The sequence below is a fragment of the Microvirga terrae genome, assembly GCF_013307435.2.
In the GTDB taxonomy this organism is placed as follows: domain Bacteria; phylum Pseudomonadota; class Alphaproteobacteria; order Rhizobiales; family Beijerinckiaceae; genus Microvirga; species Microvirga terrae.
The window spans coordinates 230,223-243,365 of sequence record NZ_CP102845.1 but is presented as its reverse complement, the minus strand read 5'-3'; the positions used below and the strand labels follow the sequence as shown (position 1 = coordinate 243,365).

The 13,143-nt window shown below is 66.8% G+C and carries 14 protein-coding genes; 9 read left to right on the top strand and 5 right to left on the bottom strand.

The features are described 5' to 3' along the window. Positions 1-104 precede the first annotated feature (104 nt). Positions 105-2,123, top strand: coding sequence for a thioredoxin domain-containing protein (locus tag HPT29_RS01150; protein WP_173948725.1), 2,019 nt, complete (start codon positions 105-107; stop codon positions 2,121-2,123). Between the two features lie 155 nt (positions 2,124-2,278). Here HPT29_RS01150 and HPT29_RS01145 read toward each other — a convergent pair whose 3' ends face one another. Then, positions 2,279-2,788 carry an Lrp/AsnC family transcriptional regulator gene (locus HPT29_RS01145; RefSeq protein ID WP_173948726.1) on the bottom strand — a complete coding sequence of 170 codons (510 nt, stop codon included), beginning with the start codon at positions 2,786-2,788 and terminating at the stop codon, positions 2,279-2,281. 119 nt (positions 2,789-2,907) lie between these two features. On the opposite strand from HPT29_RS01145, the gene HPT29_RS01140 reads away from it, so the two are divergent. Further along, entirely contained in the window at positions 2,908-3,822 is a 915-nt protein-coding gene (locus tag HPT29_RS01140; RefSeq protein WP_173948727.1) for a DMT family transporter, read from the top strand. Between the two features lie 214 nt (positions 3,823-4,036). Here the strand turns inward: HPT29_RS01140 and rho are convergent, their stop codons facing one another. Next, positions 4,037-5,302: a transcription termination factor Rho gene (rho, locus tag HPT29_RS01135; protein WP_173948728.1), complete on the bottom strand. Its 1,266-nt coding sequence runs from the start codon at positions 5,300-5,302 to the stop codon at positions 4,037-4,039. Between the two features lie 358 nt (positions 5,303-5,660). Here rho and HPT29_RS01130 point away from each other — a divergent pair, with 358 nt between their 5' ends. Next, positions 5,661-5,993, top strand: a complete 333-nt coding sequence (locus HPT29_RS01130; RefSeq protein WP_349774708.1) for a pyridoxamine 5'-phosphate oxidase family protein — start codon at positions 5,661-5,663, stop codon at positions 5,991-5,993. A 7-nt stretch (positions 5,994-6,000) separates the two neighbouring features. On the opposite strand, the gene hemJ is transcribed toward HPT29_RS01130, so the two are convergent. Then, positions 6,001-6,426: a protoporphyrinogen oxidase HemJ gene (gene hemJ, locus HPT29_RS01125; protein ID WP_173948729.1), complete on the bottom strand. Its 426-nt coding sequence runs from the start codon at positions 6,424-6,426 to the stop codon at positions 6,001-6,003. Between the two features lies 1 nt (position 6,427). Next, entirely contained in the window at positions 6,428-7,465 is a 1,038-nt protein-coding gene (gene hemE, locus HPT29_RS01120; RefSeq protein WP_173948730.1) for a uroporphyrinogen decarboxylase, read from the bottom strand. 379 nt (positions 7,466-7,844) lie between these two features. On the opposite strand from hemE, the gene HPT29_RS01115 reads away from it, so the two are divergent. From HPT29_RS01115 to dnaQ, 5 genes are read left to right on the top strand one after another with little or no spacing between them, the layout of a single operon-like run. Next, entirely contained in the window at positions 7,845-8,675 is an 831-nt protein-coding gene (locus HPT29_RS01115) for a pyruvate, water dikinase regulatory protein (RefSeq protein WP_173948731.1), read from the top strand. A 4-nt stretch (positions 8,676-8,679) separates the two neighbouring features. Next, positions 8,680-9,297, top strand: coding sequence for a Maf family protein (locus tag HPT29_RS01110; protein ID WP_173948732.1), 618 nt, complete (start codon positions 8,680-8,682; stop codon positions 9,295-9,297). A 12-nt stretch (positions 9,298-9,309) separates the two neighbouring features. After that, a complete protein-coding gene (locus HPT29_RS01105; protein WP_173948733.1) occupies positions 9,310-10,158 on the top strand; it encodes a shikimate dehydrogenase in 849 nt (282 codons plus the stop codon). After that, complete coding sequence (gene coaE, locus HPT29_RS01100) at positions 10,155-10,769, top strand: dephospho-CoA kinase (RefSeq protein ID WP_173948734.1); 615 nt, start codon at positions 10,155-10,157, stop codon at positions 10,767-10,769. Before HPT29_RS01105 ends, coaE begins: the two co-directional genes overlap by 4 nt. Before the next feature lie 7 nt (positions 10,770-10,776). Then, positions 10,777-11,502, top strand: a complete 726-nt coding sequence (gene dnaQ, locus HPT29_RS01095) for a DNA polymerase III subunit epsilon (protein ID WP_173948735.1) — start codon at positions 10,777-10,779, stop codon at positions 11,500-11,502. 158 nt (positions 11,503-11,660) lie between these two features. On the opposite strand, the gene secB is transcribed toward dnaQ, so the two are convergent. Then, positions 11,661-12,140, bottom strand: coding sequence for a protein-export chaperone SecB (gene secB / locus HPT29_RS01090; protein WP_173948736.1), 480 nt, complete (start codon positions 12,138-12,140; stop codon positions 11,661-11,663). A gap of 262 nt (positions 12,141-12,402) precedes the next feature. Here secB and HPT29_RS01085 point away from each other — a divergent pair, with 262 nt between their 5' ends. Next, on the top strand, positions 12,403-13,125 hold the full coding sequence (locus tag HPT29_RS01085) for a Tim44/TimA family putative adaptor protein (protein WP_173948737.1): 723 nt from the start codon (positions 12,403-12,405) through the stop codon (positions 13,123-13,125). Positions 13,126-13,143 lie beyond the last annotated feature (18 nt).

Sequence of the window (13,143 nt, the reverse complement as noted above, 5' to 3'; positions counted from 1 at the left end):
AACCCTGTGAGACCGAAGAGGCGTTATGGTTGATGACGTCTTAAGACCGTGAGGCGCGGCCGGGATCCGTGCCGGCCGGTCAGCCCGACTTGGGAGCAGGACCCATGAACCGCCTGAACGAGGCCAGTTCCCCGTATCTTCTGCAGCACCGGGACAATCCTGTCCATTGGTGGGAATGGGGACCCGACGCCCTGGCCGAGGCCCGGCGGCTCAGCAGGCCGATCCTGATCTCGATCGGCTATGCCGCCTGCCACTGGTGCCATGTGATGGCCCACGAGAGCTTCGAGGATCCTGACGTGGCCGCGGTCATGAACGAGCACTTCGTCAACATCAAGGTCGACCGCGAGGAGCGCCCCGACGTGGACCACGTCTATATGAGCGCCCTTCATCTGCTCGGCGAACCCGGCGGCTGGCCCCTCACCATGTTCCTGACCCCCGACGGCGAGCCGTTCTGGGGCGGCACCTACTTCCCCAAGGAGCCACGCTTCGGCCGGCCGGGCTTCACGGCGGTGCTGCGGGAGGTCAGCCGCCTGTACCACGCGGAGCCCGAGCGGATCCTCAAGAACCGGGACGCGATCAAACAACACCTCGCGCGGGCCGAACGGAGCGATGGCGGCACGCTCGGCCTCGCCGATCTCGACCGCATGGGCTCGCGGCTCGCCGGGCTGATCGACCCGGAGAACGGCGGCCTGCAGGGCGCACCGAAATTCCCCAACCCGCCGATCCTCGAGTTCCTCGCCCGCTATGTCCGCCGCACCGGGGACGACGAGGCGGAGAAGGGCTTCCTCCTGACCCTGGAGCGGATGGCGCTCGGCGGCATCCATGATCATCTCGGCGGCGGCTTCGCTCGCTACTCCGTCGACGAACGCTGGCTCGTGCCGCATTTCGAGAAGATGCTCTACGACAATGCGCAGCTCCTGGAGCTCTACGCCCTGGCCTTTGCCGAGACAGGCCGGTCCATCTTCCGGGATGCCGCCGCCGGCATCGTCGCATGGCTCGAACGGGAGATGACCACGCCGGAAGGCGCCTTCGCGTCGAGCCTCGATGCGGATTCGGAAGGCGAGGAGGGTCGCTTCTATGTCTGGAGCCTGTCCGAGATCCAGGAGACCCTGGGCGACGGGGATGCGGCCTTCTTCGCGAAGGTCTACGACATCACCGAGGGCGGAAACTTCGAAGGCCGGAACATCCCCAACCGGCTCCTCTCCGGCGAGGCCCCGCCCGCCGTGGAGGAGCGGCTGTCCCTCATGCGGGCGACGCTTCTGGAGCGCCGCGCCGGGCGGGTGCGGCCCGGCCTCGACGACAAGGTGCTGGCGGACTGGAACGGGCTGATGATCGCGGCCCTCGTGCGCGCCGCCGCCCTGCTCGACCGGCCGGACTGGATCGGCCTCGCGGCCAGGGCCTACCGGTTCGTCCGTGACGCGATGAGCCGGGATGGGCGGCTCGGCCATTCCTGGCGTGGCGGCGCTCTGATCTTCCCGGGCTTTGTCCTCGATCAGGCAGCCATGATGCGGGCCGCGCTCGCCCTCTTCGAGGCGACCTGCGAGCCCGCCTATCTCCGGGACGCGGAAATCTGGCGCGACGGTCTGCTCACCGACTTCATGGTCGCCGAGACCGGCAGCCTCGCCATGACCGCCCGGGGGGCGGATCCTCTCGTCGTCCGTCCGCAGCCCACCCAGGACGACGCGGTGCCCAATGCCAACGGGGTCTTCGCCGAGGCGCTGGTTCGGCTGGCGCAGATCACCGAGGCGCAGGACGATCTCCGGCGCGCCTCGGACGTGCTGAGCGCGCTCGTGGGAATCGCCCGGTCGGCGCCGCTCGGCCATACCTCGATTCTCAACGCCCTCGACCTGCACCTGCGCGGCCTGAGCATCCTCGTGACGGGTCATGATTCCGACGCCCTGTACGCGGCCGCTTTGGCCCTCCCCTATCTCGATCGCAGCGTCCGCCGGCTGCGTCCCGATGAGGCCCTCGACGACGATCATCCGGCCAAGGCACTTGCCAACAAGGGCCCGGGCGCCCGGGCCCTCGTCTGCGCCGGCATGCGCTGCTCCCTTCCGGTCACGGATGCCGAGGAGCTGAGAGCCACAGTGGCCGAGATGCTGGCCGTACGGACAGCGGAATGAGCGGAGTCCATGTTCTCACGTCATCACCGGGCCTGTCCCGGTGATCCCGATGCGAAAGACGCGGCGCTTCATGCAATCGGGATGGCGGCACAAGGCCGGCCATGACGTGGCGAATATCGCTCACCTGTCCATTTCGACAAGGAGAGAAACCGCCCTCAGCAATCCGGCTCCCGCCCGGGCGTCTCCCGCTTCAGGTGGGTCAGCGGCAGGGCTGCGTCGGATTTTACCCGAGTGAGGGCGAAGTTCGACCGGATATCGCCGATCATCGGCAGGACCAGGAGCCTGTCGGTCAGAAGCCTCTCGTACGCCTTGAGGTTGGCCACCACGATCTCGGCCATGAAGTCGGCTGTACCGGACACCATGTGGCAGGCCACCACCTCCGGCATCGAGACCAGGGCCTGCTGCAACGCCTGGGCATTGTCGCGGGAATGCTTCTCGACCTTGATCTCGACGAAGACCGTAAGTCCGAGGCCGACCGAATCCCGGTCGAGCACGGCCCGGTAGGTGCGGATGAAGCCGTCGCGCTCCAGCCGCCGCACCCGGCGCAGGCAGGGTGAGGGCGAGAGCCCGACCTGATCGGCCAGTTCCTGGTTGGTCAGCCGCCCGTCGGATTGCAGGGCGGACAAGATCCGCAGGTCGATGGCGTCGAGTTCAATGAACGGCATGGCAGCGACAAACCCCGCTTCGACGCAATCTTCTGCCAAGAATGTGCCGTCATCAAGTCGATCTTCGCAAGGACATGCCCTCGCCTGCCAGCTTATGCTCCGGATCCTGGAGGCTCGCCATGTCCGATCTCGCCGGTTCCCCGTCTCGAACCCGCCTCGACCTAACCGGATGGCTTGCCGCCTTCGCCACGGTGACGATCTGGGCCGTGTGGGCGGTCGCCACCCGCCACGCGGTCACGCACGATCTGCCGCCGGCCGCAATCGGCCTGCTGCGATTCGGGGTTCCCGCCCTCCTGCTCCTCCCGATCAGCGCACGGACCGGCCTGTTCCCGAAAGGCCTCGGCATCGTTAAAAGTCTCGGGCTCCTCGGCTCCGGCGCCCCCTTCTTCCTGATCGTGGCGCTCGGCATGCAATATGCCCCGGCGGCGGAGATCGGGCCGCTCCTGCCCGGCACCATGCCGCTCTTCGTCGCGCTCGTTGGGTGGCTCGTCTTCGGCGAGCGCCTCGCGCGCCTCCGGGTCGCCGGCTTCGGTCTCATCCTCCTGGGCATCGTGTGCATCACCGGCCATGGCCTGCTGTTGTCCGGAACCGGCGCCTGGCGCGGTCATCTGCTGCTGCTCGCCGGTGCCGGCCTGTGGGGGATCTACACCCATGCCTATCGCCGCAGCGGCCTGTCGGCCCTTCAGGCGGCATCCCTCATCGGCCTGTGGTCCTTTCTCCTCCTCCTGCCCTTCGGGGCTCCGGCCCTGGTCCAGGCGCTCGGGGACGGCCAGGCCGGACCCGTGATCGTGCAGGCGGTCGTGCAGGGTTTTGCCTCGGGCGTCGCCGGCATCGTCCTCTACGGCATCGCCGTGGACCGGCTCGGCGCCTCGCGCGCGGCCGCCGTCTCGCCCCTGTCGATCGTGCTCGCGGCCCTGCTGGCGGTTCCGATTCTGGGCGAGATCCCGGACATGGCCGCTCTGGTCGGGATCATCGTGGCGACGCTCGGCGTTGTGCTGGCAAGCGGCGTCTTCGGTTCTGCCCGGACGGGGTGAGGCGAACGTCCGCCATGGCACAGGAGCCGGGATGTTCTTTGTCTTCTCGAACCGGCTGGGCTGCGCGGGCTCGCTTCTGATCTCCGCCGTCCTGACCGTGATCGTGCTCGCTCTCATGGGGGTGTTCTGACGGCAGGAGGAGACCGGGCAAGAAAAAACCCCACCCTCTCGGGCCGAGAGGATGGGGCTGACGATCGGAAGCTCTGTTTCCGCCTCAGGTGTTCATCGAGTCGAAGAATTCCTGGTTGGACTTGGTCTGGCGCAGCTTGTCGAGCAGGAACTCGATGGCGTCGACCGTGCCCATCGGGTTGAGGATGCGGCGCAGCACGTACATCTTCTTGAGCGTGTCGCTCGGCACCAGCAGCTCCTCCTTGCGGGTCCCCGAGCGCGTGATGTCGATGGCCGGGAAGGTGCGCTTGTCGGCGACCTTGCGGTCCAGGATGATTTCCGAGTTGCCGGTGCCCTTGAACTCCTCGAAGATCACCTCGTCCATGCGCGACCCGGTGTCGATCAGCGCGGTCGCGATGATGGTGAGCGAACCGCCCTCCTCGATGTTGCGCGCCGCACCGAAGAAGCGCTTCGGGCGCTGCAGGGCGTTGGCGTCGACACCGCCGGTGAGCACCTTGCCGGAGGACGGCACCACCGTGTTGTAGGCGCGGCCCAGGCGGGTGATCGAATCGAGCAGGATGACCACGTCGCGGCCGTGCTCCACAAGGCGCTTGGCCTTCTCGATCACCATCTCGGCCACCTGCACGTGGCGGGTCGCCGGCTCGTCGAAGGTGGAGGCCACGACCTCGCCCTTCACGGAGCGCTGCATGTCGGTCACCTCCTCCGGGCGCTCGTCGATGAGCAGCACGATGAGGTAGCACTCGGGATGGTTGGTGGTGATCGACTGCGCCACGTTCTGCATCAGCACGGTCTTGCCGGTGCGCGGCGGCGCCACGATGAGGGCGCGCTGGCCCTTGCCGATGGGCGACACGATGTCGATGATCCGCGGCGAGAAATCCTTGCGGGTCGGATCGGCGATCTCGAGATTGAAGCGCTCGTGCGGGAAGAGCGGCGTCAGGTTGTCGAAATGAACCTTGTGCCGGATCTTCTCGGGATCCTCGAAATTGATGGTGTTGACCTTGAGCAGCGCGAAATAGCGCTCGCCTTCCTTCGGGCCGCGGATCGGGCCGTCCACCGTGTCGCCGGTGCGCAGGCCAAACTTTCGGATCTGCGAGGGCGAGACATAGATGTCGTCGGGGCCGGGCAGGTAGTTGGAATCGGCCGAGCGCAGGAAGCCGAAGCCGTCCTGGAGCACCTCGACGACGCCGGCGCCGATGATCTCCACCTCGCGCGCCGCCAGCTGCTTGAGGATCGCGAACATGAGCTCCTGCTTGCGCATGGTGCTCGCGTTCTCGACCTCGAGCTCCTCGGCGAACGCGATGAGTTCGGTGGGCGTCTTGGATTTCAGGTCTTGAAGTTTGATTTCCCTCATCGGGGAACACTCTCGGGGTAAAGTCGCGGTCAGATGGGGCTGTACGCGGGGGAGATCGGGGAAACGTTCGACAGGGCCGCTCAGTTCACGGGAGTGACTTGAGAGAGCCCTAAGGGCCCCGTGCAGCGCACCTGTCTTTGAGGAAGAGACCTCTTATCTAGCCGTTTTCTCCGGAAATCACAAGAGCCTTCGTCACCTCTCCCCGGAACGGAACGTTGCGAACAGGGGTTGTCGGTGACCGATCAAGGAGACGCCTGTGAGTCAGCTCACTCTCGCCGACCTGTCCGACAAGATGCGCGACATCGATTTTGCCATGCTCTAGACCCATACGGAGGGAGGCGAGATCGCGGGACGTCCCATGAGCAACAACGGAGATGTTGCCTACGAGGGTGATTCGTATTTCTTCTCCTACGAGGAGACGCGGACCGTCGACGACATCAAGCGTGATCCGAAGGTGTCCCTGTCCTTCCAGGGCAGCAAGGGTCTCCTCGGCAAGCCCCCGATCTTCATCGCGGTCGAAGGGCGCGCCGAGCTGATCCGCGACAGAAAAGCCTTCGAGGAGCATTGGACGAAGGATCTTGAAGTCTGGTTCAAGGACGGTGTCGATACTCCGGGCCTCGTCCTGATCAAGGTCCACGCAACCCGCATCCACTACTGGCACGGCATGGACGAGGGCGAGGTGAAGGTCTGAGGAGACGTCAGAACGGCTTCACGATCACCAGGATCACGATGCCGATCATGAGCACCGTCGGCACCTCGTTGATCATCCGGTAGAATTTCGCCGGGCGGGTGTTCCGGTCGGCGGCGAAATCCTTCACGGTGCGCGACAGGAATCCGTGCACGCCGGACAGGACGAGCACCAGGAGCACCTTCGCGTGCAGCCAGCCGGAGGTGAGCCAGCCGCCCTGCCAGACGAGGATCAGGCCGAGAACCCAGGCCAGGATCATGGCCGGGTTGATGATCGCCTTGAGCAGGCGCCGCTCCATGATCTTGAAGGTCTCGGACTGGATCGAGCCCTTGGGCACGTCGCAGTGATAGACGAAGAGGCGCGGCAGATAGAGCATGCCGGCCATCCAGGCGATGATGGCGATCACGTGGGCCGCCTTGATCCACAGATACAGCATGTCAGCCCCCCCGCACGCGAGCGATCATCTGCGCCACGTGGTCGACCGGGGTCTCCGGCAGGATGCCGTGCCCGAGATTGAAGATGTGCGGGCGCCCGCGCACCGCGTTCAGGATGTGGTCGACGCCCAGGGTCAGGGCCTCGCCGCCGGCGATCAGCGCCAGCGGATCGAGGTTGCCCTGGGTCGCGACCGTGCCGGGCAGGGTCGGCAGAACCAGGGCGGGATCGAGCGTCCAGTCGAGTGCCAGCGCGTCGCCGATCCCGGCGGCCGCGAAGCGGTGGAGATTGGCCCCGCCCCCGCGGACGAAGACGATCGCCTTCGCGTGCGGGCGCGCGCTTTTGAGGCCCTCCACCATCCGGCGGATCGGGTTGAGGGATAGCCGGTCGAACAGGGCGGGCGGCAGGGCCGAGCCGAAGCTCTCGAAGATCTGGACCGCCTCGGCGCCCGCGTCGATCTGGCGGACCAGATAGGCCGTGGAGGCCCGCACCAGACGGTCGATCAGGGCGTCCATGAAAGCCGGATCGCGATAGGCCGTGAGCCTGGCCGGCGCCTGGTCGGGGGTGCCCTTGCCGGCGATCATGTAGCTCGCCACCGTCCAGGGCGCCCCGCAGAAGCCCAGCAGCGTCGTTTCCCCGGGAAGGCTCTTGCTGAGGCGGTCCAGGGTCTCGAAGACCGGATCCAGCCGCTCCAGCGGCAGCTCGTCGGCGAGCCTGGAGAAATCGGCCTCGGAGGTGACCGGATCGAGCTTGGGCCCCTCGTTCTCGACAAAGCGCACGTCCTGGCCCAGGGCATGGGGGATGACCAGGATGTCGGAGAACAGGATCGAGGCGTCGAAGCCGAAGCGGCGGATCGGCTGAAGGGTCACTTCCTCCGCAAGCCTCGGATTGTAGCAGAGATCGAGGAAGGAGCCGGCTTGCTTCCTCGTCTCGCGGTATTCCGGCAGATAGCGGCCGGCCTGGCGCATGATCCAGATCGGCAGCGGCCAGACCGGCTCGCCGTTCAGCACGCGCAGGATCGCTTTGGTGGGACGCTCGCTCACAGGCCCTCTCTTAAAAGATAATCTTTGAATCTAAGAATCTGATGTTTCTCTTGGGCCGTGAATCACAAAGCCGCAACCCCGTCCACAGCCGGTCCACACGGGCCCGGCCGTTAACGGGTCGTTAACGGTTGGGGCGGGCGTGCCACAATCCTTTCCGATTTGTTAAACCTTAACAGCCCGTTAACGAAGCTTAACCAAAACTGAATCGAAAACTTGTCGGTGATTCGTGCCGGATTCTCCCAATTCGACATCACGAGAGTCGCACAACGACGAGCCCTGTTGATGGCTCGAGGCGAATCCCACAGGCCTCCTGGCTGGACCTGCGCGCGACGGCGTTTTATCCACACTGATCGACTCCTGTTCCTGGAGGGCCTCCGCCGTGGGACGCAGCTATTTCCATCTCCATCTCGTCTCGGATTCGACCGGCGAAACCCTCATCACGGTCGCCCGCGCGGTGGTCGCGCAATACGAGGGCGTCGCCGCCATCGAGCATGTTTATCCGCTCGTGCGCTCGAACACGCAGCTCGAGCGGGTGATCAGCGAGATCGAGACCGCGCCCGGCATCGTGCTCTACACCCTGGTCGAGCAGGATCTCGCCCATCGGCTCGAGGAGGTCTGCCGCGCCACCGGCTCGCCGCACCTCTCCGTGCTCGAGCCGGTCCATGCCCTGCTCTCCTCCTATCTCGGCACCCATTCGACGGCGCGACCCGGCGCGCAGCACATGCTGAACGCGGAATATTTCAAGCGCATCGACGCGATGAACTTCACGCTTCTCCACGACGACGGGCATCTGCCGCACGATCTCGACGAGGCGGACGTGATCCTGGTCGGCGTGAGCCGCACCTCGAAGACCCCGACCGCGATCTATCTCGCCAATCGCGGCCTGAAGACGGCGAATATTCCCCTCGTGCCTGGCGTGCCGCCGCCGGCCGTTCTCGAAACGGCCCGGAAGGCCCTGATCGTCGGCCTCGTGGCGACGCCGGAGCGCATCGTGCAGATCCGGCAGAACCGGCTGCTCAGCCTCAACGCCGACGACGACACGTCCTATGTGGACCGCGACGCGGTGGCGGAGGAACTCGCGGCGTCGCGGCGGCTATTCGCCCGCAACGGCTGGCCGGTCATCGACGTGACCCGCCGCTCCATCGAGGAGACGGCGGCGGCGATCATCGACCTCTACCGCGACCACCGTCTGCGCTTCATTGCGGAATAAGCCCATGCCGGCACTCTGGACCCCTTCCGACAAGCTCCTCCTCGCGTCCATGAGTGCGACGCGGCTCGCCCTGCTCGTGAGCGCAGGCCTGCCGGTCGAAACTCAGGATTCCGCCATCGACGAGCGGGCCGTCGAGCACGCGGCCGTCCATGAGGGCCTCGATCCGCCGGCGCTCGCCGCCCGCCTCGCCGAGGAAAAGGCGCTCGCCGTCAGCCGCCGCCATCCGGACCGGGTGGTGATCGGAGCCGACCAGGTGCTCGCCTGCGAGGGCCGGGTGTTTCACAAGCCGGCGGATCGCCCGGCCGCGGAGGCCCAGCTGATGGCCCTGTCCGGGCGGCGCCACGCGCTCCATTCCGCGGGCGCTCTCGCGATCGGCGGCCAGGTGGTCGAGCGCATTCTCGGCACCGCCCATCTGACCATGCGGCCTCTGACCGAGGAGGCGGTCGAGCTCTATCTCGACCTCGCCGGGCCCGACGTGCTCAGGAGTGTCGGGGTTTACCAGCTCGAAGGATTCGGGGTTCATCTGTTCGAGGCGGTCGAGGGGGACCATTCGACCATCCTGGGGCTCCCTCTCCTGCCGCTTCTCGCCTCCCTGCGCCGCCTCGGCTGCCTCGCCCTTTAAGGACCCTGTTCCATGACGAAGGCCTTCGTCGTCGGCCATCCGATCAAGCATTCCCGCTCGCCCCTGATCCATGGCTACTGGCTGAAGCGGTACGGGCTCGACGGCTCCTATGAGCGCATCGACGTGGCGCCTGTGGATTTCGGGGATTTTCTGAAGGACTTCCCGTCCCGGGGCTTTGCCGGCGGCAATGTCACCATCCCGCACAAGGAGATGGCTTTCCTGAATGTGGAGCGCCGCACCGCGCAGGCGCAGCGCGTGGGCGCCGTGAACACCCTCTGGATCGACGACGGGGTGCTCTGGGGCGACAACACGGACGTCGCCGGCTTCATGGCCCATCTCGACGGGAGCCTGGGGACGGGCTGGGAACAGGAGGTGGAAACTGCTCTCGTGCTCGGCGCCGGCGGAGCCGCGCGGGCCGTGGTGGCCGGCCTCCAGGACAGGCCCCTGAAGCGCATCTTCGTGGCGAACCGCACCTCGTCCAAGGCCGAGGATCTGGTCGCCGATCTCAGGCCCGGGAGTCCGGTCGGACTTGAGACCTCGGCCTGGGAAGCGCTGCCGCGGGTGATCCCCCATGCCCGGCTGATCGTCAACACCACGTCGCTGGGCATGGCCGGCCAGCCGCCGCTCGCCCTCGATCTCGCCCGGGCCCCGCGCAACGCCGCCGTGGCCGACATCGTGTACGTTCCGCTCGCGACCCCCCTGCTCGCGGCCGCGGCGGCGCAGAACCTGAGAACGGTCGACGGTCTCGGCATGCTGCTGCACCAGGCCGTGCCGGGCTTCCGGCGCTGGTTCGGCGTGACCCCCGAGGTGACGCCGGAGCTGCGGGCCCTGATCCTCGCCGACATCGAGGGACACCGATGACCTTCGTGCTCGGCCTCACCGGTTCCATCGGGATGGGGAAATCGGCCACGGCCGATCTCTTCCGGCGGCTCGGCGTGCCGGTTCACGACGCGGACGCCACCGTGCACAGGCTCTACCGGGGCCGCGCTGTGCCGCTGATCGACCGGGCCTTTCCCGGCACCGTGACCGACGGCGCGGTCGACCGTGCGCGGCTCGGCGCGGCCGTCCTCAACGATCCGGCCCGCATGAGGCAGCTCGAGGCCATCGTGCATCCGCTGGTGCGGGGCGAGGAGGAGGCCTTCCTTGCGCGGGTCTCGGCCCAGTCGCCGCTCGCCGTGCTGGACATCCCGCTCCTGTTCGAGACCGGCGGCGAGAGGCGCTGCGACGCGGTTCTCGTGGTCACGGCGCCTGCGTCCGTTCAGCGCGCCCGGGTGCTCGCCCGGCCCGGCATGACGGACGAAAAGTTTCATGCCATCCTGGACAAGCAGATGAAAGACGGGGACAAACGGGCCAGGGCCCATTTCCTGGTCGATACCAGCCGCGGCTTCGCCTCCGCCGAGGCGCAGGTGCGGTCGGTTCTCGCCTGTCTCGCCGGCCGCCCGGGCCGGCGGCGCCCTTTCGAGTCAGAGTGAGCCATCCATGTTGCGTGAAATCGTTCTCGATACCGAAACCACCGGCACCAGTCATGCGAACGGCGACCGGGTGATCGAAATCGGCTGCGTCGAGCTTCTCAACCACATCCCCACGGGCAAGAGCTACCACGTCTACATCAACCCCGAATGCCCGGTCTCGCCCGGCGCCTTCGCGGTGCACGGGCTCTCCGACGAATTCCTCAAGGACAAGCCGGTCTTCGCCGCCGTGGCCGACGAGTTCGCGGCGTTCGTCCGCGACGCCCGCCTGGTCATTCACAACGCGGCCTTCGACATCGGCTTCCTCAATGCGGAATTCGCCCGCACCGGGCACCCGCAGTTCGTCCTGTCCGACGCGGTCGACACGCTCTCGATGGCCCGGCGCAAGCACCCGGGTGCTGCGAACAACCTGGATGCGCTCTGCTCCCGCTACGGGATCGACAATTCCCGGCGCACCAAGCACGGGGCGCTCCTCGACGCCGAGATCCTGGCCGAGGTCTATATCGAGCTGATCGGTGGGAAACAGGTGGGCTTCGACCTGTCGCTGCAGCCCGCCGCCCGGGCCGGTGCGGCCCTGGCGGGGACGACCTCGGATCGCGATGCGCGTCCGCGCACCCTGATCTCACGTCTGACCGAGGCCGAGCGCGCGGCGCACGAGGCCTTCATCCAGTCGCTGGGGCCCAGCGCCCTCTGGCGCGAGTATCTCGGAGAAACGACACCCGAGGCGTCCTCCTGATCTCAATGCGAGCTCGATCCTCGACGTCATGCCGGCCTTGTGCCGGTGATGAGGAACGGGGTCGACGTTCGGCCGATCTCTGAAGGGGTACGCGGCACAAAAAGGGCGAGGCGGTCGCCCGCCTCGCCCGATCCACATGGTGGAACGCGACCGACCGCTTACGACAGGGTCTGGCCGCCGTTCTGCTGGCCCTGCACCTCGGCGGCGCGCTGGCGATAGAGAGCGACGAAGTCGATCGGGTCGATGTAGAGGGGCGGGAAGCCGCCGTTGCGCACCGCGTCGGCCACCATCTGGCGGGCGAACGGGAAGAGCAGGCGGGGGCATTCGATCATCACGACCGGGTGCAGCTGCTCCTGCGGGATGTTCTGGATCCGGAACACGCCCGAATAGGTCAGCTCGAAGGCGAACAGCACCTCCTTGCCGCCGATCTTGGCATCGCCCTCGAGGGTGAGGTCGACCTCGAAATCGGCCTCGGCGAGCTGCTTGGCGTTTACGTTGACCTGCAGGTTGATCTGCGGGCCTTCCGATTGCTGCTGCAGGGAGCGGGGCGCGTTGGGGTTCTCGAAGGAAAAGTCCTTGCAGTACTGCGCAAGGGCGTTGAGCGCGGGCGCTCCGTTGTTTGCCGGGTTCTCGGCCATGGGTTCATGCTCCCTCAGGGGTGTCTTGTGGGGCCCGGACGGAACACGTCGTCAGGCAAAGCGCCGGCTCGCTTCGGGCCATGGGTCTTCGCGCTATCAGCTTCTCCTACACGAAGCAAGATTTCAGCCGACTCATTTGCTTGTCGGGGCCGGAGGTGGATGTTACGACCTCAAGACCCCATATGCGAAGGATGACACCTTCACCTCCTCGACACAACGCCCGGCGACAACCGGGCGCGGGCAGGCTCACAACGGATCGACGATGCAGGATTCCTTCGACATCACGACCCTCATTTTCATTGTACTGGCCGTTTTCGTGATCTGGCGTCTGCGCTCCGTTCTCGGACAGAAGACCGGCAACGAGCAGCCCCCCTTCGACCCGATGTCGCGCCGGGATGCGCCGCTTCGCCCCGGCAATGCGCCGGCCGAGCCCGATCACAATGTGGTGCGCCTGCCCGGCGCCAACGGAGCCCGTCCCGCCGCCGAGGTTCCGGCCGCCGAGCGCTGGAAGGGCATTGCCGAGCCCGGTTCGACCACGGCCCAGGCGCTGGACGGCATTGCCCGCGCCGAGCCGAATTTCGACCCGGCTCAGTTCCTCGAAGGGGCCAAGTCGGCCTATGAGATGATCGTCACGGCTTTCGCGCAGGGCGACCGCCGGACTCTGAAGGATCTCCTCTCCCGCGACGTCTACGAGGGCTTCGAGCGGGCCATCACCGAGCGCGAGCGCCGGGGCGAGACGGTCGAGACCACCTTCGTGTCCATCGACAAGGCCGAGATGGCCGGAGCCGAGCTTCAGGGCAAGACGGCCCAGATCGTGGTCCGCTTCCTGTCCAAGCTGATCACCGCGACGCGCGACGCTTCGGGAACCGTGGTCGACGGCAGCCCGGAGACCGTGGCCGACGTCACCGACGTGTGGACCTTCGCCCGCACGCTCGGCAGCCGTGATCCCAACTGGCAGCTCGTGGCCACCGAAGCGGGGCAATGAGGCATGCCGCGCGGGCTC